This window comes from Parabacteroides sp. AT13 (assembly GCF_002272965.1).
Classification (GTDB): Bacteria; Bacteroidota; Bacteroidia; order Bacteroidales; family Tannerellaceae; genus Parabacteroides; species Parabacteroides distasonis.
In genome coordinates, this window is sequence record NZ_NQMH01000001.1 from 2,949,738 (window position 1) to 2,971,556 (window position 21,819).

Annotated in this window: 13 protein-coding genes; 8 read left to right on the forward strand and 5 right to left on the reverse strand. The window is 46.5% G+C overall.

Annotated elements, in window-relative coordinates; translation table 11 throughout:
* Positions 1 to 3 precede the first annotated feature (3 nt).
* The 3 genes from CI959_RS12355 to CI959_RS12365 form a co-directional block, all read right to left on the reverse strand.
* Positions 4 to 3,504 (reverse strand): TonB-dependent receptor, encoded by a 3,501-nt coding sequence (locus CI959_RS12355; protein ID WP_005854446.1) that lies wholly within the window; start codon positions 3,502 to 3,504, stop codon positions 4 to 6.
* A gap of 139 nt (positions 3,505 to 3,643) precedes the next feature.
* A complete protein-coding gene (locus tag CI959_RS12360; protein WP_005854448.1) occupies positions 3,644 to 4,675 on the reverse strand; it encodes a FecR family protein in 1,032 nt (343 codons plus the stop codon).
* 73 nt (positions 4,676 to 4,748) lie between these two features.
* Positions 4,749 to 5,333: an RNA polymerase sigma-70 factor gene (locus CI959_RS12365; protein WP_005854451.1), complete on the reverse strand. Its 585-nt coding sequence runs from the start codon at positions 5,331 to 5,333 to the stop codon at positions 4,749 to 4,751.
* A 1,132-nt stretch (positions 5,334 to 6,465) separates the two neighbouring features.
* Here CI959_RS12365 and ilvD point away from each other — a divergent pair.
* Genes ilvD through ilvC form a run of 5 tightly spaced genes read left to right on the forward strand, consistent with a single transcriptional unit; the run spans position 6,466 to position 12,433 of the window.
* Entirely contained in the window at positions 6,466 to 8,301 is a 1,836-nt protein-coding gene (gene ilvD / locus CI959_RS12370; RefSeq protein WP_005864376.1) for a dihydroxy-acid dehydratase, read from the forward strand.
* 33 nt (positions 8,302 to 8,334) lie between these two features.
* A complete protein-coding gene (ilvB, locus tag CI959_RS12375) occupies positions 8,335 to 10,038 on the forward strand; it encodes a biosynthetic-type acetolactate synthase large subunit (protein WP_005854459.1) in 1,704 nt (567 codons plus the stop codon).
* Between the two features lie 15 nt (positions 10,039 to 10,053).
* Positions 10,054 to 10,608 (forward strand): acetolactate synthase small subunit, encoded by a 555-nt coding sequence (gene ilvN, locus CI959_RS12380; RefSeq protein WP_057317704.1) that lies wholly within the window; start codon positions 10,054 to 10,056, stop codon positions 10,606 to 10,608.
* Between the two features lie 6 nt (positions 10,609 to 10,614).
* Entirely contained in the window at positions 10,615 to 11,340 is a 726-nt protein-coding gene (locus CI959_RS12385) for an acyl-[acyl-carrier-protein] thioesterase (protein WP_011966680.1), read from the forward strand.
* Positions 11,341 to 11,389: 49 nt separating this feature from the next.
* Entirely contained in the window at positions 11,390 to 12,433 is a 1,044-nt protein-coding gene (gene ilvC, locus CI959_RS12390) for a ketol-acid reductoisomerase (RefSeq protein ID WP_005854467.1), read from the forward strand.
* A gap of 69 nt (positions 12,434 to 12,502) precedes the next feature.
* On the opposite strand, the gene CI959_RS21835 is transcribed toward ilvC, so the two are convergent.
* Positions 12,503 to 12,715 (reverse strand): hypothetical protein, encoded by a 213-nt coding sequence (locus CI959_RS21835; protein ID WP_230327224.1) that lies wholly within the window; start codon positions 12,713 to 12,715, stop codon positions 12,503 to 12,505.
* Between the two features lie 87 nt (positions 12,716 to 12,802).
* A complete protein-coding gene (locus CI959_RS12400; protein WP_057317705.1) occupies positions 12,803 to 13,036 on the reverse strand; it encodes a hypothetical protein in 234 nt (77 codons plus the stop codon).
* 389 nt (positions 13,037 to 13,425) lie between these two features.
* Here CI959_RS12400 and CI959_RS21535 point away from each other — a divergent pair, with 389 nt between their 5' ends.
* The 3 genes from CI959_RS21535 to CI959_RS12410 are packed head-to-tail and all read left to right on the forward strand — an operon-like array spanning position 13,426 to position 21,684.
* A complete protein-coding gene (locus CI959_RS21535) occupies positions 13,426 to 13,659 on the forward strand; it encodes a hypothetical protein (protein WP_176471225.1) in 234 nt (77 codons plus the stop codon).
* Positions 13,660 to 13,713: 54 nt separating this feature from the next.
* Complete coding sequence (locus CI959_RS12405; RefSeq protein ID WP_095231453.1) at positions 13,714 to 18,249, forward strand: T9SS type A sorting domain-containing protein; 4,536 nt, start codon at positions 13,714 to 13,716, stop codon at positions 18,247 to 18,249.
* A gap of 3 nt (positions 18,250 to 18,252) precedes the next feature.
* On the forward strand, positions 18,253 to 21,684 hold the full coding sequence (locus CI959_RS12410; protein WP_057317707.1) for a hypothetical protein: 3,432 nt from the start codon (positions 18,253 to 18,255) through the stop codon (positions 21,682 to 21,684).
* Positions 21,685 to 21,819 lie beyond the last annotated feature (135 nt).

Genomic DNA, 21,819 nt, shown 5'->3' on the forward strand with positions numbered 1-21,819 from the left:
GCTTTATAGATTAACAATAACTCCGATAGATAACACTTTATTCATTGGATAATTCTTTCCGGCCTCACTGGTATAGTCATTACCTGTAAAAATAGCTTCCGGGTCAAACATGGAAGGAAGCTTGGTAAATGTTAGAAGATTCTCTCCAGAGAAAAACACTTGTGCTTTGCTCAACCCAATTTTCTGGCTCCATGAATTAGGCAGATCATAACTAATTGTCAGATTTTTCAAACGGCAATAAGCGGCACTTTGCATGTATCTGTCACTTTTTTGTGAGGTCTTATTTCGAAACTGATTGATACTTCCTGCTGCTCCTGTATAAGGATTGGGATAATAGGCGTCTGGATTCTCTGGAGTCCAATAATCTAGATGATCGTTGAATACCGTGACTTGTGCATAAGCTCCCGATCCCCAAAAGTAAACGGTTCCTAGATCTGGAGACCAATTTCGTTTTCCTATGCCTTGGAACATCATGCTAAGGGAAATTCCTTTCCATGAAATGGAACCATTAAGCGTATATTGATATCGAGGAGTCGTATTCCCGATAACACACATATCACCCATATCTTCCAATGTGTTATTTCCATTGTTGATCTTTTTGTCGTTATTTAAATCCATATATTTAACATCTCCCGGCATCCATTTTTGACCGGATAAGAAAGATAAATCGTATGTGTTATTATATGTGTCAGCTTCTTCTTGGGTCTGGAGTAGCCCAGAGGCTTTGTATCCCCAAATCTCACCGACTTTCTTCCCTACATACCAATTATCTTGAGGATTGGTCCCTGTCGGATTTTCATAAGCTGTAACTTCGGATGTCGCATCAGCTAAAGAGCCTCCTATTGAATAATGAATATCCTTCCCGATTTTTCCTCGGTATTGCAGGCTAAGTTCCCATCCCCGGTTTCTCATCCTTGCGTTATTCGTATTGGGAGCCTCTGCTCCAAAGAAATCTGCAAGGTCGGCACTTGGTCCTAACATATCTTTTGTATCCCGCTGGAATACATCGAAGGTGCCGGTCAGAGCGTTGTTAAAGAACCCGAAGTCAAGGCCAAGATTCTTACTTTCCACTTTTTCCCAAGTTGTAAAAGGATCAATAACTCCAGGGGCGTTTATGTACATATCTCTTCCATCTTGAAAATACCAATTACCTAACGGCTGGATTCCCATGATTGAGGTAAAAGTATAAAGTCCGGCTCCGCTTTGATTCCCTAATAGTCCCCAAGAGGCTCGTAACTTTAGATTAGATAATACCTCTAAAGATTTTTCCATGAAAGACTCACGTGTAATATTCCATCCTAAAGAGACCGAAGGGAAAAATCCCCATCTATGATCTGAGGCAAAACGAGAAGAACCATCGTAGCGTCCATTCACTTCTAATAAATAGCGTCCGTCATAATCATAGTTAATACGTCCGAAAAATCCTCGGGTAGCCCATCCGTTTCGAGTATCTGTCGTGGATTTTTCTCCTGTGCCAAGATTGAGGCCTGGATTATTGGTGGAGATCATGTCGGTTACAGACTCATATAAATAGCTATATGCGTAATTTTCTTCTTGGTAACCAGCCATAACGGTGAAATTATGTTTATCGGCCAAAGAGAACATATAGTTTGAGTATAGATTAATTGATTGATATTGGCTTAAGGCGGATGAACGGGTGAATTGCCCATTCTCCATCACGCCTAATTCTTGCCTTGTCCCTTTGTATAAGGTCTCGTTATCCGCTCCCGGGATCATCGGGGCTACGTTGAGCGCCTCATAATTCTCATTATTTTGCCGGTACGTATAGTCGAAGAATATTCTCCAGTTCTTGATTGGTTGTGCTTCGAGACCACCAGTCAGTGTCAGATTATTTTTCTGTGTATTTGTATACGTGCCACTTTGTAAATAGGGAATCATTGTAAGCTCCGTAAAATGACCATTAGGATCGATTGGGCTTATGGTAGGACGGAAGCGAGCTAATGAATGATAAAAGCCTTCAGATAAGGCCCCTTTACCAAAAGGTGTGTCATTATCCGAGTTCATGAATTTAGTATTAACTTTCAAATTTAGCCAGTCCGTAATTTGAGAGGCGATATTTGCATTGAAATTTAAGCGTTTATATTTTATGTCCGCATATCTTAAAATACCATCTTCCGTATACATTCCGGTAGAGATATAATATTGCGCTTTTTTGCCACCTCCACTGAGACTCAAATTATGGTTTTGTTTGAATGCGGAGTTCTTATAATGTAAATCAAAGTAATCCACATTGCCCAAACCCTTTGGTGTGTTTTCGAATGCTCCTACTAGATTATTTTCTCCATTAAGCTCTGCCCAAGGATTTACGCTAGCAGGATCTTTCATGTACTGCTGAAGTTGCTGTAATTTTTCCGGGTTATATTGCTTGATTACGTTAGCATTGGTACAAGCTTGATTGAAAAAAGTCGCATAGTCATAAGCATTAGCCATTTCCGGCATTACAGTAGGGGAACTCCATCCTACGGTACCTTGATAACTGATGCGCATCTTACCTTCTTCACCTTTTTTCGTCGTAACTAAAATTACGCCATAAGCGGCACGGGCGCCATAAATAGCTGCGGAAGCGGCATCTTTTAAGACGGAAATCGATTCAATATCATTGGGGTTTACATCTGCCAAATCCATCTCTACACCGTCAACTAATACATAAGGATTCGCTGTGTTCGCTAAATTTCCTTGTCCTCGTAAACTCAAGGCTCCACTAGCTCCCGGGCGACCTGAGTTGGAGTTGGATACGGTTAATCCGGGTACTAATCCTTGTAAACTTTGAGTTGCGTTAGCTACTGGGCGTTGGCTGAGTTCTTCGCCTTTTACGGCAGAAACAGATCCAGTAAGGTTTACCTTTTTCTGTACACCGTATCCAACAACTACTATCTCATCTAACTTCTGGGTGTCTTCCGTCATTGTAACCTGTAAGGAGGTTTCTTCCTTGACTGTTATTTGTTTGTCGGAAAAACCGATATAAGAGATATTTAAGATGGCATTTTCGGTAATTATTAATTCAAATTTTCCATCCAAATCCGTAATGGAACCGTTTGTTGTACCCTGCTCGATTACATTTGCTCCGATGATTGGTAAACCGTCAGGGTCTACAACTGTTCCTGTTATTTTTCTTGTCTTTCTCGGAGCTTGCGGTGAAGAAGATGATTTAACTGTTAATACAATCATATTATTGGCCTCTTTTTTATAGGATATTTCCGTATTGGCTAATAATAGGCTCATGACTTCATCAATGTTTTTATCCTGTACGGATATTGACGTTTTGTGATCTAGGTTACTTAGATCACTGTTATAGAAGAATTTGTATTCCCCCGCCTTTTCTATCTCTTTTAATATGTGACGGATGGATTGGTCTTGTACATCCAGTGAAATTTGGGCATAAAGTGAAGGAGCCAAGATTAAACTACTGAATAGTGCCAGACCGACTGTTTTGATTGACCGTATTTTTATGTATTGTGATACACGGACAAGTTTTTTTTTCATACTTTTGTATTCTATGGATATTAGTACTTGCGCTTGCTATTTGCGAGATACCTAAGCGCGGTTAACTGATTTCTTTTTCGGGGGGAAATGCCTAGCATTTCTACCCCGATTTTTTACGGGCTTTTCATGAAATTGCTATTTACTGTTTTAATACTCTGTTATATAACTCTTTTTTGTCGTTGTTCTCATACAAAATAACCACACTGTCTTTTATCTCGTAGGCTAATGGTGAGGTAAGAGACAATAAATGTAAGATGCTCGCTAGACTGGTATTCCCGGGCTTACCTGTAAAACGATAACTCTTTAAGGCCTCAGATTTAAATACGATCTGGGTATTGTAATAACGTTCCAGCGTATGAGCAATCTCGCTGAATGGTGTTGACTCAAAATTCAATGTATTGTACATCCAACTGGAGTAATCTAGACTATTGTCAACCTTGTTTTTCCCCAGTATGCTAGAGTGTTTATTGAAAATAGCTTGTTCATTAGGCAACAGGTCTACATGGTTATCGTTTGCGGTTACTTCTACTTTCCCGGTCATTAATACAACGGATATGTGCTCTTCCGTGTTATAGTTCTTTACGTTAAAACTGGTTCCTAAAGCTTTTACGGATACCTTTCCCGATTGAACGATAAAAGGACGTTTAGCATCGGGCTTGACTTCAAAATAAGCTTCGCCTTCTAGATTCAGAACCCGTTCATCTGCATTAAAACGGCTTCCATAAGATAACTTTGAATCTGAATTTATCCACCCTTTTGAACCATCAGGCAATGTTATATTCGCTTTTTGTCCTTTCTCGACAGCGACAATCATGTCCATCGGTTCTCGCTGTTTATCCATTGCATAATGATAGGTGACAATACTTGTTGTTATGAGCAATAGGATAATTGCTGTGATACGTAGCGCATAATGGAAAAGTGAAGGGAGAGAAAGACTCATGAATGTCCTTTTCCCTGTTTCTTTAAAAAAGATTTGTTTACGGAGTTCGTCCAGTAAATGTTGTTTTACTGAAGGATCCATTTCCATCGGGGATTGCATCCATATATCATCAGCCCATGTGTCAAAAGCTTTTCGTTCTTTTAGCCATTCTATCAATAGCTTTATTTCCGATGGAGTTGCCTTATTCTCTAGGAACTTGTTAAATATATGTATGTAATCGTTTCTTTCCATTTTCCTCTGTCTTTATTCAGTATACAAATGACAGGGAAGTTTCCGTTATCGCATCCTGCGGATTTAGTATTCGTTAACTATTGAGGAGGCAACTTAAAGCTAAAAGTCCTAGGTCGTATTGGTCTTTTAACCTTTTGCGTAGAAAGGAGATGGCTTTGGTCAGTTGGGATTCCACGGTATTCTCTGATATCTGCAATTGGTCTGCTATCTCCCGGTTGGATAGGTGGGATTGTCTGCTTAGTTTATAAATTCTTTGCCTTCCTTCGGGCATTTGTTGTATTAAAGAATCAACGAATTCTTCTAGGAGATGATATTCTACGACCTCGTCCGTACCTCTGGCATAAGGAGTTCCGGGGTGGTCTATTTGTTGTTCTATATAGAGAATCTCCATCATTTTATGTTGGTAATGGTTAGTTAATAAGTTTTTTGCTATCGTACATAAATAGGCTCCAAAAGACAGTTTTGGGTCTAATTGTTCTCGATTTTTCCATACTTTAAGAAATACAGTTTGTACCATTTCCTCTGCCAAGTAGGAATCCCCATGAGAAATTTTCATGACAAAATTATATAATTTGCCACTCCAAACCGTGTAAAGATATTCAAAAGATGAACGATTACCCTTTCTAAGGTTCTCAATATGCTTGTTCCTCTCTCCCATGGATTAATCCATCAACAACTTTATGAATAGTCGCAATATTAGCTAATTTTCTTGAGGAGGGCAAATTTTATTTAAGAACTAGCTTGGAACTATATAAATTTCCTGTTTCGCTATTGGGGCTTTTTTATGAAATTTGGTGGGGATAGACTTTTCTATGTGAACCTTGTTGACGAAATGTCAAAGTGCTATTATTGCTCTCTGTGGGTGATGAATTATGGGGCCGGGGGCTTGGTCGCACGGGAAAAACGCAAGCATTTGATGGTTGTGTAAATCAGAATGATGTTTGAATGCAGGTGCTGTTGGTCTTTTTTTATGATTGATGTTTGAAGAGCTGTCTATCGGTTGAGTATTTAAGGCTTTCTCTGTCTGAAAGTCATTTTGAAAATGTCTTTGCTTGAGCTGCTTCCAGCGTGGGTTATGCCGGATTTAGTCTTGATTTCAGGTGATTTTCATTCGAATGTTAACAAAATTTAGTCCGATACTAGATGAAATTTCTTCCTTATGTTCTTCGGAGAACTTCCTTATGTTTTTTCTAAAACATTATTATGAATTTTTTCAAGGCTATTTATAGTCTACAAGTGTTAATAAATATGTGATTTGGAGTTTATATGTATCTTTTTTGTCGCTAGAATGGGATTTTCTTATGAGATACGTGTTATCGTAAGTCGTATTATCTGATAAAAATGTTATCTGAAATTTATTCTAGATGACATTTTTCTTTTCGCTGTCCTTAGTAGGAAATCGAAGTTTTTTCTCTTCTATACCTTCCGATTCCTAAGTAATACACTCTTGCTCCTGTTAAAATGAAATCCTAAAATGATATTTGCTTGAGAATTGAAAGAAAAATAAAGAATTTTCTTTTAAATCCTTTGCGCATATCAATTATTGTTCTACATTTGCAGCGTCAAACAAACAAAGACAATAAGAAAAGATGATGAACAACGTATTGCATATTATTCTCGTGGTGGTCCTTCTAGTCATTAGTAGGTAAGGAGAAAGGTGTGTAAGAAGTTGTGAAGTCGTAGAGATATTTCTTAAGCCTTTCTCCATATAGGGAAAGGCTTTTTTTATTATAAATAATTCAAGGTAGAGGCGTGGATAAAGCGCTCTACGAACAAAAAATAGGAAAGAGATGAAGAATCCGTTAAGAAGCTCATTTAGCACCGAAGGTCGTAGGATGGCCGGAGCCCGTGCGCTATGGCGTGCCAACGGGATGAAAGAGGAACAGTTCGGCAAGCCTATTATCGCTATCGTAAATTCATTTACCCAGTTCGTGCCGGGGCATACGCATTTGCATGAGATCGGGCAACTGGTCAAGGCCGAGATCGAGAAACAAGGTTGTTTCGCCGCTGAATTTAATACGATCGCTATCGATGACGGTATCGCTATGGGGCACGATGGGATGCTTTACTCGCTTCCTTCACGCGACATTATCGCGGACAGCGTGGAATATATGGTAAATGCCCATAAGGCGGACGCTATGGTTTGCATCAGCAATTGCGATAAGATCACGCCGGGTATGCTTATGGCTTCCATGCGATTAAATATCCCGACGGTGTTCGTGTCCGGTGGCCCGATGGAGGCAGGTGAGCTGGATGGCCGCCATCTGGATTTGATCGACGCGATGATTGAGTCCGCCGATACATCGGTAAGCGATGAGCGTATCGAGCAGGTGGAACGCCATGCGTGTCCGGGTTGCGGTTGTTGTTCCGGTATGTTTACCGCTAACTCTATGAACTGCTTGAACGAGGCGATCGGTCTGGCGCTTCCGGGGAACGGGACGATCGTGGCTACCCATAAGAACCGTATCCAACTTTTCCGTGACGCGGCTAAGCAAATCGTTGAGAACGCTTACAAATACTATCGTGACGGGGATGATTCCGTGTTACCTCGCAACATCGCTACCCGTCAGGCTTTCTTGAACGCCATGTCGCTGGATATCGCCATGGGGGGGTCTACCAATACGGTGCTTCACTTATTGGCCGTGGCACAAGAAGCCGGCGCCGATTTTCATATGGAGGATATCGATATGTTATCCCGCAAGACACCTTGCCTGTGTAAGGTAGCCCCGAATACGCACACTTATCATGTACAAGACGTAAACCGTGCCGGTGGAATCCTCGGTATCATGAACGAGTTGATGAAAGCCGGGCTTGTGGATGGCAGCACGAGACGTGCGGACGGCCTGACCTTGGCCGAGGCTGTTGATAAATACGCCGTCACTTCCCCGAACGTAACGGAGGAGGCGATCCGTAAATACAAGAGCGCTCCCGCTCATCGGTTCAGTATCCAGATGGGTTCCCAAGAATCTTATTATAAGGAATTAGATACGGATCGTGCCGAAGGTTGTATCCGTGACGTGGAGCACGCTTATTCCAAGGATGGCGGCTTGGCTGTTTTGAGAGGGAATATCGCCTTGGACGGATGTGTCGTAAAAACCGCCGGCGTGGATGAGAGTATTTGGAAATTCTCCGGCCCGGCGAAAGTCTTCGATTCACAGGATGCCGCTTGCGAGGGCATTTTAGGAGGCAAGGTCGTTTCAGGCGATGTGGTCGTCATCACGTATGAGGGTCCGAAAGGAGGGCCGGGAATGCAAGAGATGTTATATCCTACCTCTTATATAAAGAGCCGTCACTTAGGTAAGGAGTGCGCCTTGATCACGGATGGTCGTTTCAGTGGCGGTACGTCCGGTCTTTCTATCGGGCATATCTCTCCTGAGGCCGCTTCCGGTGGCGCTATCGGACTGGTGAGAGACGGGGATATCATCGAGATCAATATCCCGGAACGTTCCATCAACGTGCGGCTGAGCGACGAGGAGTTGGCCGAGCGCCGTAAAGCGGAAGAGGCGCGTGGAAAGAAAGCCTTTACGCCGCCGACGCGTCAGCGTGAGGTCTCGAAAGCGTTGAGAGCGTACGGGAAGATGGTTAGCTCCGCCGATAAGGGAGGTGTAAGGATTGTTGAAGATTAAAGCCAATAATATACATTAAACACGTTATTTCTTATGGAGAAACAAAAGATAACCGGTTCGGAAGCTTTGCTGAAAGCGTTGATTGCTGAAGGAGTAGATACTATCTTCGGTTATCCCGGCGGACAGGCGATACCTATTTACGACAGTTTATATGATTATAGGGACCAGTTGAGGCATGTATTGGTGCGCCACGAGCAAGGCGCTACCCATGCGGCTCAAGGCTATGCTCGTGTATCCGGCAAGGTAGGAGTGACGTTGGTTACTTCCGGCCCGGGCGCTACGAATACCATCACGGGTATCGCTGACGCGCTGATGGATAGTACGCCAATGGTCGTAATCGCCGGTCAAGTACCCTCGCCGTTGTTGGGAACCGATGCTTTTCAGGAAGTCGACGTGATTGGCATCACGCAACCGATCACGAAATGGGCTTATCAAATCCGCAAGCCGGAGGAGATCGCATGGGCTGTTTCTCGTGCTTTTTATATCGCTTCTACAGGCCGTCCGGGTCCAGTTGTGCTGGATTTAGCGAAGGACGCGCAAGTAGGGCTGGTGGACTATGAATATAAGAAGGTAGATTACGTACGTAGTTATCAGCCGGAGCCGGATATCAAAAAGGATCGTATCAAGGCCGCCGCCGATTTAATCAATGAGGCGAAGAAACCCTTCTGTCTGGTCGGGCAGGGAGTATTGTTAGGCGGTGCGGAAGAGGAATTGAAAGCGTTTCTCCAAAAGAATGATATACCTGCCGGATCTACGGTATTGGGCTTATCTGCGTTGCCAACCGATTTCCCATTGAACAAGGGAATGCTCGGTATGCATGGAAACGTAGGGCCGAACCGGAAAACGAATGAGTGTGATGTATTGATCGCTATCGGTATGCGTTTCGACGACCGTGTGACTGGCGATTTAAAGACATACGCTAAGCAAGCCAAGATTATCCATCTGGATATCGACAACTCGGAAATCGGTAAGAACGTCCCCGTAGATGTAAAGGTGCTGGGGAATGCCAAGCACACGATACCGATGATCACGGCGTTGTTGGAAGAACGTAAACGTCCGGAATGGAATGCCGAGTTCGATCGGGACGAGAAAGAGGAATACGATAAGGTAATCGAGAAGGAATTGTATCCGACCGAGGGCCAACTGAAAATGGGCGAGGTAGTCCGTAAGGTTTCCGAGGCGACCGGTAACGACGCTGTATTGGTGACCGACGTTGGGCAGAACCAGATGATGGGTGTCCGCTATTTCAAATATAAACAAACCCGTAGCGTGGTGACTTCCGGTGGTTTAGGTACGATGGGATTTGGTCTGCCGGCCGCTATGGGCGCTAAGTTCGGGGCTCCAGACCGTACGGTCTGCTTCTTTACCGGTGATGGGGGTATGCAGATGACGATTCAGGAATTGGGTACCATCATGCAGGAGAAACTGAACGTGAAGATTATTATTCTTAATAATAACTTCTTAGGTATGGTACGTCAGTGGCAAGAATTGTTCTTCCACGAGCGTTATTCAAACACCATCATGGAGAATCCGGATTTCGTGGCGATCGCTAAAGCCTATGGTATCGCCAGCCGTGCCGTTGAAAAGCGGGAGGAATTGGACGACGCTATCGCCGAGATGCTAAACCACGACGGCGCTTACGTGTTGGTTGCTAACGTGGAGACTTGCGGAATGGTATATCCGATGGTTCCTGCTGGGGGAAGCGTGACAAACATGATTATGGGAGACGAGAAATAAGGAGGAGATGAAGCTATGAGAACAAAGAAATTATATACCGTTATTATCTTTTCAGAGAATATCGTAGGTCTTTTGAACCAGATAACGATTATCTTTACACGCCGACAGCTGAACATCGAGACTCTGTCCGTCTCTCCGTCCGCTATCAAGGGCATCCATAAGTTTACGATCACGACATTCGCCGATGAGGATATGATCGATAAGGTGGTGAAACAGATTGATAAACGTGTGGATATCTTGAAGGCTTATTATAATACGGATGAGGATCTGGTTTATCAAGAGATCGCTCTTTATAAGCTAAGTACCGAGCTTTTCATCAAGATGGGAACCGTGGAGGGATTGATCCGTAAATACAACGCCCGTATCTTGGAGATGAACGAGACCTGCGTGGTATTGGAGAAGAGTGGCCACTATGACGAGACACAAGCCTTGTTCAATGAGTTGAGTGAGACGATCGGTGTCCTGCAATTCATCCGCTCCGGACGTGTGGCTATCACGAAGAGCAAGGTGGAGCGCTTGAGCGATATGTTGGCCGATATGGAGCGAAAGTTACAGGAAAAGCAACAATAATAAGATATGGAGAAAGTAGGATTATTTCATTTCGTGGCGGAGCCATATTTGATGGATTTTAGGGGACGTGTAACGCTCCCTATGATTGGTAACTATTTGATTCACGCCGCTTCCAGCCATGCCGGAGAGCGTGGGTTCGGTTTCAATGATATGTCGGAGCGTCATACGGCTTGGGTGTTGTCCCGTCTGGCTATCGAGATGAAGGAATATCCTACCGCCTTTGATAAGATTAATTTATACACTTGGATCGATGAGGTCGGACGCCTCTTCACCAGTCGTTGTTTTGAGCTGGCGGATGAGAATGGGAAAACCTTTGGATTCGCCCGTTCTATTTGGGCGGCTATCGACGTGGAGACCCGCCGTCCTACCTTATTGGATATAGAGGCATTGGGCAAATATATCGACGAGCGTCCGTGCCCGATCGAGAAGCCGGGCAAGATCATGCCGGCGGAGAATAAGGCGGAGGGAATCCCGTATTCGATCAAATACAGCGACTTGGATATCAACGGTCACTTCAATAGCGTGAAGTATATCGAGCACCTGCTGGATTTGTTCGATATCGACCAGTTCAAGACCCGTGAGATCGGCCGTCTGGAGATCGCCTACCAATCCGAGGGCAAACAAGGTATGCCGCTTACGCTTCATAAGGCGGAGTCCGATCCCGATAAGCAAGACATGGCTATTTGCCATGAGGGAAAGGCGATCTGTCGTGCGGCGGTTACTTGGAGATAATAAAAGAGATACATAAATAGATTTTTAAACATTAATAGTTAAAAAGAAAATGGCACAAATGAATTTTGGCGGTGTTGTAGAGAATGTAATGACCCGCGAGGAATTTCCGTTGGAAAAGGCAAGAGAGATATTAAAAGATGAGACAATCGCTGTGATCGGCTATGGCGTACAGGGACCGGGACAGTCATTGAACCTTCGTGACAATGGCTTCAACGTAATCGTTGGCCAGCGCCAAGGTAAGACTTACGAGAAAGCGGTTGAGGACGGATGGGTTCCGGGTGAGACTCTGTTCGGTATCGAGGAGGCTTGCGACAAGGCCACGATCATCATGTGCTTATTGTCCGACGCTGCCGTAATGTCTGTATGGCCTACGATGAAGCCTTATTTGACAGCTGGCAAGGCCCTGTATTTCTCTCATGGTTTCGCGATCACTTGGAACGATCGTACGGGCGTTGTTCCTCCCGCGGATATTGACGTGATCATGGTCGCTCCGAAGGGATCTGGTACGTCTTTGCGTTCCATGTTCCTTGAGGGTCGTGGCTTGAACTCTTCTTTCGCTATCTATCAAGACGCTACTGGCAAGGCGATGGATCGTACGTTGGCGTTGGGTATCGGTATCGGTTCCGGCTACTTGTTCGAGACGACTTTCATCCGTGAGGCTACTTCCGATTTGACTGGTGAGCGTGGTTCTTTGATGGGCGCTATCCAAGGTTTGTTGTTGGCCCAGTATGAGGTATTGCGCGAGAATGGACACACTCCTTCTGAGGCTTTCAACGAGACGGTCGAGGAGTTGACTCAATCCTTGATGCCTTTATTCGCCAAGAATGGTATGGACTGGATGTACGCTAACTGCTCTACGACTGCCCAGCGTGGCGCTTTGGACTGGATGGGTCCGTTCCACGACGCAATCAAGCCGGTTGTCGAGAAATTGTATGCGAACGTAAAATGCGGTAACGAGGCTCAGATCTCTATCGACTCAAACTCTAAGCCGGATTATCGTGAGAAATTGGAGGCTGAATTGAAGGCATTGCGCGAGAGCGAGATGTGGCAGACAGCTGTTACTGTACGCAAGCTTCGTCCGGAGAACAACTAATCCAATCTTAATCCTTATATATCAGCAAAAAGAGGCGGGTCACTTACGGGTGGCTCGCCTTTCTTTGTGTTATTCGATGTGGATATTCTTTGTTTTCTTGATCTTTCGCATGCTGGATGCGGAATGGAAGATGTCCAGCACCTCGATCCGTTCCTCGGTGATGCGGTAGATGATAAGGAGTGAATCTAGGATGATGTTCCGGTACATGCGGCTTTTCGTAGCTAGGTGTCGGCATTCGGGATAATAAGGATAGTCGTTTTCCAGTTTCTCGACTGTATTCAATATATTTCCGGGCTTGGAATATGCCGAATCGTTCTATACCTTCCACGAAAATCCTCTCAAGGCTTTCCTCGTAAATGGGAGAACCGATTACTTTTTTCCTTGATAGTTGTCCATCCATGATCTTATTCTTTGATGTACTTCTTCAATAGGATAGAACGGCCCCTTCTCGATCTCATGGATATGTTCCCAGATTTCCTCTTGTGTGAATTGTACCGGCTTGGTGGGATCCCACTTGGGCTTTGCGGGTTCGGTCTTGGCCTTACGTGTTCTTGCGGTCTTGGCCGTGGTTTCCTTGGCGGGGATGTTGCTTAATTTTGTCATAGTTGTAACTGTTATTTATTAGTACAGTGGCAAATGTATGGAATAATTTCCATGTAATAAGATATTTGATAAGGAAAAAAGTAGGTCTATAGGATTAACTCATTACCCAGTTGTAGAGACGGGGCGTGCCCCGTCTCCATCCCCTCAAAATGGTATTCGAATTTATTTATGTCACATAACCGCTATTTTTAATCGCTTATCCGCTATATACGCACAATAAGCATGAATTTGGGAGGGTGGGGTGTGTAGGTCTTTATTACATATTTTTTTATTTCTTATATTTACTGCGTCTTATACATTAAAAGAGTATATGAAAATCATATGATGATGTGTGATAGATATATGATGTTAACCTTTTTTATCAGTATGCGCTTGGTGAATCGGAATAATTGTCTAGCAAGCAAGCAAGCAAGCAAGCAAGCAAGCAAGCAAGCAAGCAAGCAAGCAAGCAAGCAAGCAAGCAAGCAAGCAAGCAAGCAAGCAAGCTAACCCAGATCTATTATATGTATACGCCGGGCCGGTATGCGGAGGATTTCCTCCGCATACCGGCCCGGCGTGTTTGCGCTCGGCGCATGGGAAAAAGGCCATCCTACGAATACGACACGCTAAGTCGGGAATGGTGAGAGATACCGATACGTATTATGAATACAAAACACCTATTTATAAATTTATTGCTTATGAAAACAATTTTACGAGGAATTAGTATGAGGTTGTCGCTCATTGCGATGGTCTTATGTTTATGCGCCGCATGGCCGGGGCATGGACTGGCTTGGGGTATGGCCGGGTCGGCGAGCCTGGCGGGGATGACACCCGGGGCTCCGCAGAGCCAGGCGGAAGGGGAGGTACGGTTTACCAGTACTCTGGATCCTGTAGCTTATTGCTTTATCCACGAGTGGAATCCGGTGGCTACTTGGAGTTTAAATTTCAATATCGAGAACTTCACGAAAGGCATGGCTGTACGTGTACAGCTGGTGAACACCGCTAATCCGGACGGGGTAGAGTTCCGCTTTGAGGATTCTGAGCCGGCACAAGCCTTAGACAATGGCGGCTTTTGGATACCGGACGAGAAGTTGACGGACTATGGATATAGCGTTAGTCTTAACCTGCAAATGAATAGCTCGAAGGAGTGCGAGGCTGGCTATACCGTAAAAGTGTACAGCTCGCGAGACATGAGCACGGCTGCTTTGGCCTCTACCGGGCAAACGATACGATTTATGCTGGATGATAAGGCTCCCGCTATGGGAGAGTTGTCGCGTACATCCGGCGATCTGAACGAGGATATCCCTTTTGCGATCAACGTGACGAAGGCTGGTTTCCTGCAGGGGCAACACGCTAAGATGAAGATTTATCTGAATGGCCCTTCTGAAGGCTTGACCCTTTCCGGGCAGAACCTAAGTAAAGAGACTGGTCTATATAATGAGCCTATATACGTATTAGATATTCCTTCGTTCTCCGCTACGCAATTCACGTTGATGGCTCATGCCACGGAGGAATGGAGCGGAACGGTTCAAGTGGATATTTGTGATGCGGACGGCAATGAGGTTGCATATGGCGGCCGAGCATCGTTCGCTTTCCCGGCCAATAACTCGCAGGACGATATCGCCGCCTTGAAAGCGATCGCCGAGGCCAACCCGCTGAACTCGGACTTGCAGAACTTCATCTCCAGCAAGGATTACTTGAAAGACCGGACGCAGAGCGATGGCTACAACGTGGGCGTGACGTGGAACGCCGAGTCCCCGAGCCGGGTGAAAAGCTTCTTTATAAAGGATTATAGAACACATACGGTATCTGACATGAAGGATATAGGCTCGTTGAGTGGATTGGAAGACTTACGGTTGACTGGCACTCGGTTGAAATCTCTTGATCTGTCTGCTTTGACAAAGCTAAGGCAACTGAATATGGATGATAACGATTCGCTTACATGGTTCACGGTGAAGCTCCCGAGTCCATTACCTGAGTATTTCAATCTTTATGGTTCTACTAGGGTCATAGCCGGTACGCCAGTAGACGATTATAACGCTTATGCCGCGAAGGGCGAGGAGATCGATCTATCCGCTTACGCTACGGTGGGTGGCGTGAAATCGATCTACACTTGGTTCCTTAACGATCGAACTACTGGTAAACGGACGGAAGCGACCATGCCGATGGTCTCTGGCAAGGAGGGGGCTTTCGTGTTTAGCGGAAAGCCGGGCGAATATTATATATGTGAGATTACGAACTCGAATTACGACAATTGGCGTATGTATACGCCCCAGATCAAGGTAGCCCGTAACTCGGACAGCTACTCCCCCGCGGACATCGCCGGATTGAAGAAGCTGGCTACCGATAACCCGAATATCACCCAATTGCAGGAGTTCGTGGAAAGCAAGGGCTGGGAGCGCGAGAATTGGAACTCATATCAAGACGTGATCCGTACGGACTGGAACACCGACGAGGTCGGTCGCTTAACGCATCTGGCGATTGAGTTAGATTGGAACTCTAAGGATACGATCTCTCAATTAGACTTGAGCGCCTTCACTGAGTTGAAGTATTTCGAGTGCGAGGAATTTATGAATATAGAGAAGCTGGACGTATCGAAAAATACGAAACTGGAGCACTTGCATATATATAGCAGGAACTTAGCTTCACTTGACCTGTCCAAATGCCCGGAACTGCAATATTTTAGATTTGGAACATTATACATAGGCGAGGGAAGTTACCAGAACACGAAGCTAGCGACACTGAATCTTACCGGTTGTTCGAAGCTGACGGAGCTTTACCTTGAGCATTCGCCCTTGGCTTCGCTGGATATCTCATCCTTCAAGCAATTGAGCCGTCTGGAGATCGAGTACTGCCCGAACTTGAAGTTGCAAGGTTTCGATAAGGCTACGAGCTTGACCTATTTGGCCTTGCCGCATACAGAACAGTTCGCGGATCTGGTAAAGAACCTGCCGGCGTTTATCCGTCATCTATATCTGCAAAATACGGAGTATGAGCTTCCTTCCGCGCAAGTGGGAAAGAATCTGGAGTCGTTGGGATTGCCGGGATACGTGGAGAGTCTCGATCTGGCTCAGTACCCGAACTTGAGTAACTTGAATGCGGATGGATCTCTTTTGAGATATTCTACGGTGAAGAACTACCGGCAGATAAATTATAATGGTTTGGGGCACATAACGCTTACTTCCCCCTCTCATCCGGGAGATCCATACTGGTTCGAGAACGGCGATACGATCGATCTCTCCTCGGAGGCCGTGATCGATGGCATAGAGACCGTATTCCTATGGGTAAACGCCAAATATAGGACAGAGGAGAAAGAGGCATTGAAGCCGGTGCCAAACCGTCCGGGCGTATTCGTGCTGGACAGCAAGGAGGAAAAGTATGGAGACTATTATTGTAAGCTGATGAACCCGAAGTTCTGTAAGATCTCGGAGATTAATGTACGTGACGGCTGGCAGATCGAGACTTCATACTTCCACGTGGAGACCACCGTCCCCCAAGTATTCGCCGAGAGCGACGTGGCTACCTTGGCACGTATCGTAGACGCTTCCAACAACAAGGCATTAAGCGAGTGGTGGAGCAGCGGCGCATGGCAGACAAACGAGGGCTCACTGTATGCGCAAGCCGTTTGGAACGACGAGAACCCGCGCCGCTTGATACATTTATATATGTATGAGATGGGCGAAAGCTTTACGAAGAAGGTAGATCTCGCTGCCTTGGATAAGCTGGAGATCTTGTCGTTGACAGGCAATAGGGTGGAGGAACTGACCTTGCCGAAGAACAATACGGTATTGCGTTCTTTGATGCTGGGTGGAAACTATTCTTTGAAATCTTTGATCGTATCCGAGTATCCATCGCTGGAGTATCTGGATGTGTCTAGTACGGACTTGACGGCTCTCGACTTGTCTAAGAACAAAAACTTGAAGGAGTTGTTCTTGAATTGGACGATGCTTGACGGGGTAGAGAACAGCGCTTCGGCTTCGGGCCTTGCCGCTCAATTAACCGCATATGGCTTGCCTATACCCACTACCCGGATCGATTTGGCGGACTTCCCGGCCTTGATGTCTTTCAATGCCGATGGTTCGTGCTTGGAGTTCGCTAACGTGGAGAACCCGCGGCAATTGGAGGCTGCCTTCGGTGTTGTTAGGTTGCCGGTAGGTGAGGTTCGTCCGGGAGGTTTCGTGGCTTATGGGGAGACAATCGATCTTTCCTCACAAAAGATGGTAGGTACATCCGCCTCTCGCTTTACTTGGGTATTCGACGGCGATACGATCGACCATACGGACAGCCGCTATACGATTACCGAAGACTTGACCCCGAATTATCAAATTGCCGGTCTTGTAACCAATCCATTATTCCCCGGCTGGACGGTTCAGTACGGTGCGTGGGTTTACACCTGCGATGGCGATGCCAACCTCGACAAGTCCGTGAACGTACAAGACGTGACGGCTACGGTAAGCTACATCTTGCGGGACAAGGATAATATGATCCCCAACTTCGGTTTTGCTGAGGCGGACGTGAACTATAATAATAATGTAGAGATCGCCGACGTAATCGGTATCGTCAACCTCATCCATGGCAAGCCGGTTACCAAGGCCAGTGCACTGCGTTCTGAGGCCGAGGTTCCCGTACAAATGGAGCTCGACGCTGACAATTTCTTGACCATGAATAGCCAAGTACCGGTAGCCGGTATCTATCTGGAGTTGGTGGGAGCCATCGACGAGATCCCGTTACTGGGCGACGCCGCTAAGTTCCTGCAGGCTTCCAGCTTGAACGGTGATACCTTGCGTGTGATCGGTTATAGCTTGGATGGCCGCACGATTCCTTCGGGCAAGAGCTGTATCCTGCGTATGCCGGCGGGCGTTACCTTGGTAGGAGCCTCCTTCTCCGATGCGAAGGCCAACAGCTTGAGGTCCGGTGGCGATGCGATCGTGACTTCCAACGCCCCGATCGAGGCGATCAGCCAATTGGCAGCCGTGTCCAATTATCCGAACCCGTTCCGTGGCAGCACGACCTTCCGTTATCAGTTGACGGAGGCGGCCGAATCCGTGACGATCCACGTATTCTCCGCGAATGGCGCTTTGGCCGCGGTATTGAACGGTCTGCCCGGCGAGGTGGGCGATAACCAATATTCGGCGGCTCTTACCTTACCGGCGGGCGTTTACTACTACCGCTTGACGGCAAAGACAGGCCATGATGTGAAGGCAAGTAATACTAACATCTTTATCTGTAAGTAAATTATGAAAGTGAATCATATAAAACAATTATTCGTAGCCCTCTTCCTGCTGTTATCGGCGGGAACGGCTACCGCCGCCCAGTGGAAATTGGCGAAGACGAACCTGAACGCCGCTGGCAGTAAGGATACGCTCACGCTGAAGGTATCCGATAATTCCTTTAGTTTCTCCTCCTTCCAGGTGGATTTCACCTTGTCCGAGGGTATCTTGCTAGATGGGACTCCGATCCTCGGCGAGTTGGCAAATGATCATGCCCTTACGTGGAGTAAGCAAAGTGACGGCAGCTTCCGTTGCGTGGTATACAGTGCAGGAAACAAGGATATGAAAGCCCCGGAAGGCCCCGTGCTCCGTATCCCGGTAGTGCTGGCGGCCTCTTTTGAGGGAGGAAAGTTCACGGCGAAAAACGGACTCTTGTCTAACAAGGCCTCCAATGGGCAGTCGGTGAAGGACTTGAGTGGAGCGACCCTTACAGCGTATAAGGAAAGAGCCCATCTGGTGGTGAACGTATCGGGCCAAGAGCAAGTGGTCAACCCGGCTATAGCCGCAGGATTGAGCTATACGACCATCCCGGAGGATAAGACGCTTACGGTCGCTTATTTTAAGGATGATTCTTGTAAAATAGCGGCTACCGACAATGACCGCAAGGAAGAGGGTATCCTGTATGTCAAGCTATCCTATGCGGGTGACACTGACTACGCTGAGTTCGAGGAGGTCTATGTCATGAGTCTGACGAGCAAGATCGCTATTGACGCAAGTAAAATCACGAAGCCGCAAACGACAGGTATCAAGGAGGGGCAATTGCTTTCAACTTCTTTACTGTCCGGTGGTAGCGTAAAGGATGAAGATGGATATACGATTGCCGGTACCTTCGTTTGGACGAACGGGAATGCGGTGATGCCGGCCGGGAAGCAAAGCTGTTCCGTCACTTTCTATCCAGATAACTCCTCTTATTACAATACAGCGGAGGTGTCTGTGGAGGTTGAGGTAACCCCTACGTATCTAGTCACCGCTACAGGGACAACAGGAGGTACCGTAAACGTATTGGGCAAGACTGAGGATGACGTGTACGTGAAGGGTCAAGAGATCTCCTTGGTAGCCCTGTCTCTGCCCAATTATAAGTTCGAGAGTTGGTCGGTAACGGGCGCGAGCGAGACCTTGCCGGCGAATGATTCCATCTTTGTTAAGGCGGATAATAATAAGACCTATACGGCGAACTTCTCCCCGATCATGCGTGCGGTAACGATCAATCATGTAGGCAACGGCAGTCTCTCGGTTACGGCCGAAGGTGCGAAGGTTGCGTCTGGAGCTTTCTTGCGACAAGGTACGATCTTGCAAATCGTGGCTACACCGGACGTGAACTCCCAGTTGGAATCATTGACTATAAACAAGAAGCCTCTAGAGGGTAACAAGGTGACGCTTACAGCGGATTTGGAGGTCAATGCCGCATTCAAGCCAAAAGAGGGGGCACTTGTCTCCATCGATAAAGATGTGGCGAACGGCTCTATCTTATTATATAAGGAAGACGGCAGTTTGATCGCTTACGGTTCTTCCGTTCCTGTTGGTACGAAGCTACGTGCGGTTGCGCTTCCGGATGCCGGGTATAGCTTGGATGGCAGTGTCACCTTATCGGGCGTGACCGGCCCTACGAACGACCTGTGGACCGTGACAGGCGATGTTACGGCAAAAGCTGCTTTCGGTGCGAAGAAATACATGGTGAAGGCCTCTGCCGTAAGCAGCAACCCGACTCAGACCGCTTCCGGTACGATCACGTTGGAGCCATCCGGAGAACAACCTTATGGTACGGAGGTTCGTATAGCGAGTGCCGAGGGACAGAACGGAGCGAGACTGCTTACCATCTTGGCGAACGGTAAGGAAATATCTCAAAATGATGTCTTGACCGTAACCGGCGACCTGACGGTGACAGCTGTATTCGATCCTCGGGTAAATATCGAGAAGACATACATCCTTTGGCCGTATCAAGAATACTACTACAGTGGCGTATCCCGCAACTTCGTGCCTTTCGCTTCGCAGACTTACGCTGGTTTCTCTTTTGAGGTCTTATATAAGAACACTAAGGGTGAGAAGACTGCTAAGGCAATCGATGCGGACAATTATACGGTCTTGTTGCATCGCGAAGAGGATGGTTTGTATAATGAGTTCAAAGGGGAGTATAAGGATGGCTTAGTGATCCATAAGTCCAAGGTCTCGGTAACGGAAGCGCCTACGAACGGAGGTAATCCGAAGACTCGCCCGGCAGAGGTGGACATCACAAGCACAACTACCAATGGCGTGACAAAATACGTGATTGAGCCTAACAGCGATGCGGCTAAAAAGAATTACGAAGGCACGGTTTACTATCATTCTACGAAAGATCCGGTAAACTTATCCTTTGGTGAGTCTATCCTACGTGCGGGAGGGGAACCGGTATCACCGATGGGCTACGTACGTGTCACTAATGGCGGTATGCCATACGACGCAACGGATGGTAAGGTTTCTATCCCCGCCGGTATAACGGTGACGCTGGAAGCTGTGCCTGCGGAAGGCGCTAAGTTCTCTCATTGGTCTGATATTGAGTCTAACCCTGTTGACGCAAAGAAGAACCCTCGGGAATATGTGGTAGCGGAAGGCTCTACGGGGGTTACTCCTGAATTTGTCGGCAAGGATAAACTAGAGTTCAAGTTAGCTCAAACCTCTTCCGTATATAACGGTGCGGCTCAACTCGTATCCGTGACAGGTACGGGCAACGAGGCTTGCCAGATCACGTTCTTCTTTGACGAGGCCTGTACGCAACCGGCTGTCTTGAAGAATGTCGATAAGTATTATGTACGTGTTTATCGTTCAGCTGATGCGAAGTATAAAGAATATACTGAAGTATTCCCCTATGCGATAGAACAAGCCGAACCTGCGATTACGAAGTGGCCGGATGCTTCCGATATCTTGCTCGGTCATACACTGGCCGAATCAATTCTACAAGGTGGAAATCCCGGTATCGTAGCCGGAACATTCGCTTGGAGCAAGCCGGAAACAGCGCCTACGGCCACCGGTCAGCAAGAGGTTACCTTTACGCCGACCGATCCGAATTACAAGCCGGTTAGTAGCAAGATAGAGGTGAAGGTTGTTTCCGCTACTTTCTTGGATCCGGTTACTCCTCCTGTAGACCCCGTAGATCCGGAGAATCCAGACAAGCCGGACCAACCGGATACGCCAACCGGCATCGAGTCCATCGAGGAAGGCATGAGCCTGTATACAGCCAATCAATCTATCTTCGTGAATATGCCTCAGCAGGTAGCCTTGAAGGTAGTCGATGTGTCCGGCATCGTTCTTTACGAAGGTTCGATTCTTGGCAAGGCTGAGATCCCGGTAGGGCATGCCGGAGTCTACTTCGTCCGCTGCGAGGCCTTCGGCGATTCGTTTGTACGGAAAGTCGTGGTTCGCTGATTCTGCCACTGCCCATCGTAAGGTGCTTATGATGAGGCTGTCTCAAAATAAACTTGAGATGGCCTCTGTTGTTTTATTCCAAGTTGAAGTCTTTTGGATTTTTCTCTAAAGATGAATTTATAAGCTTACTTTTGA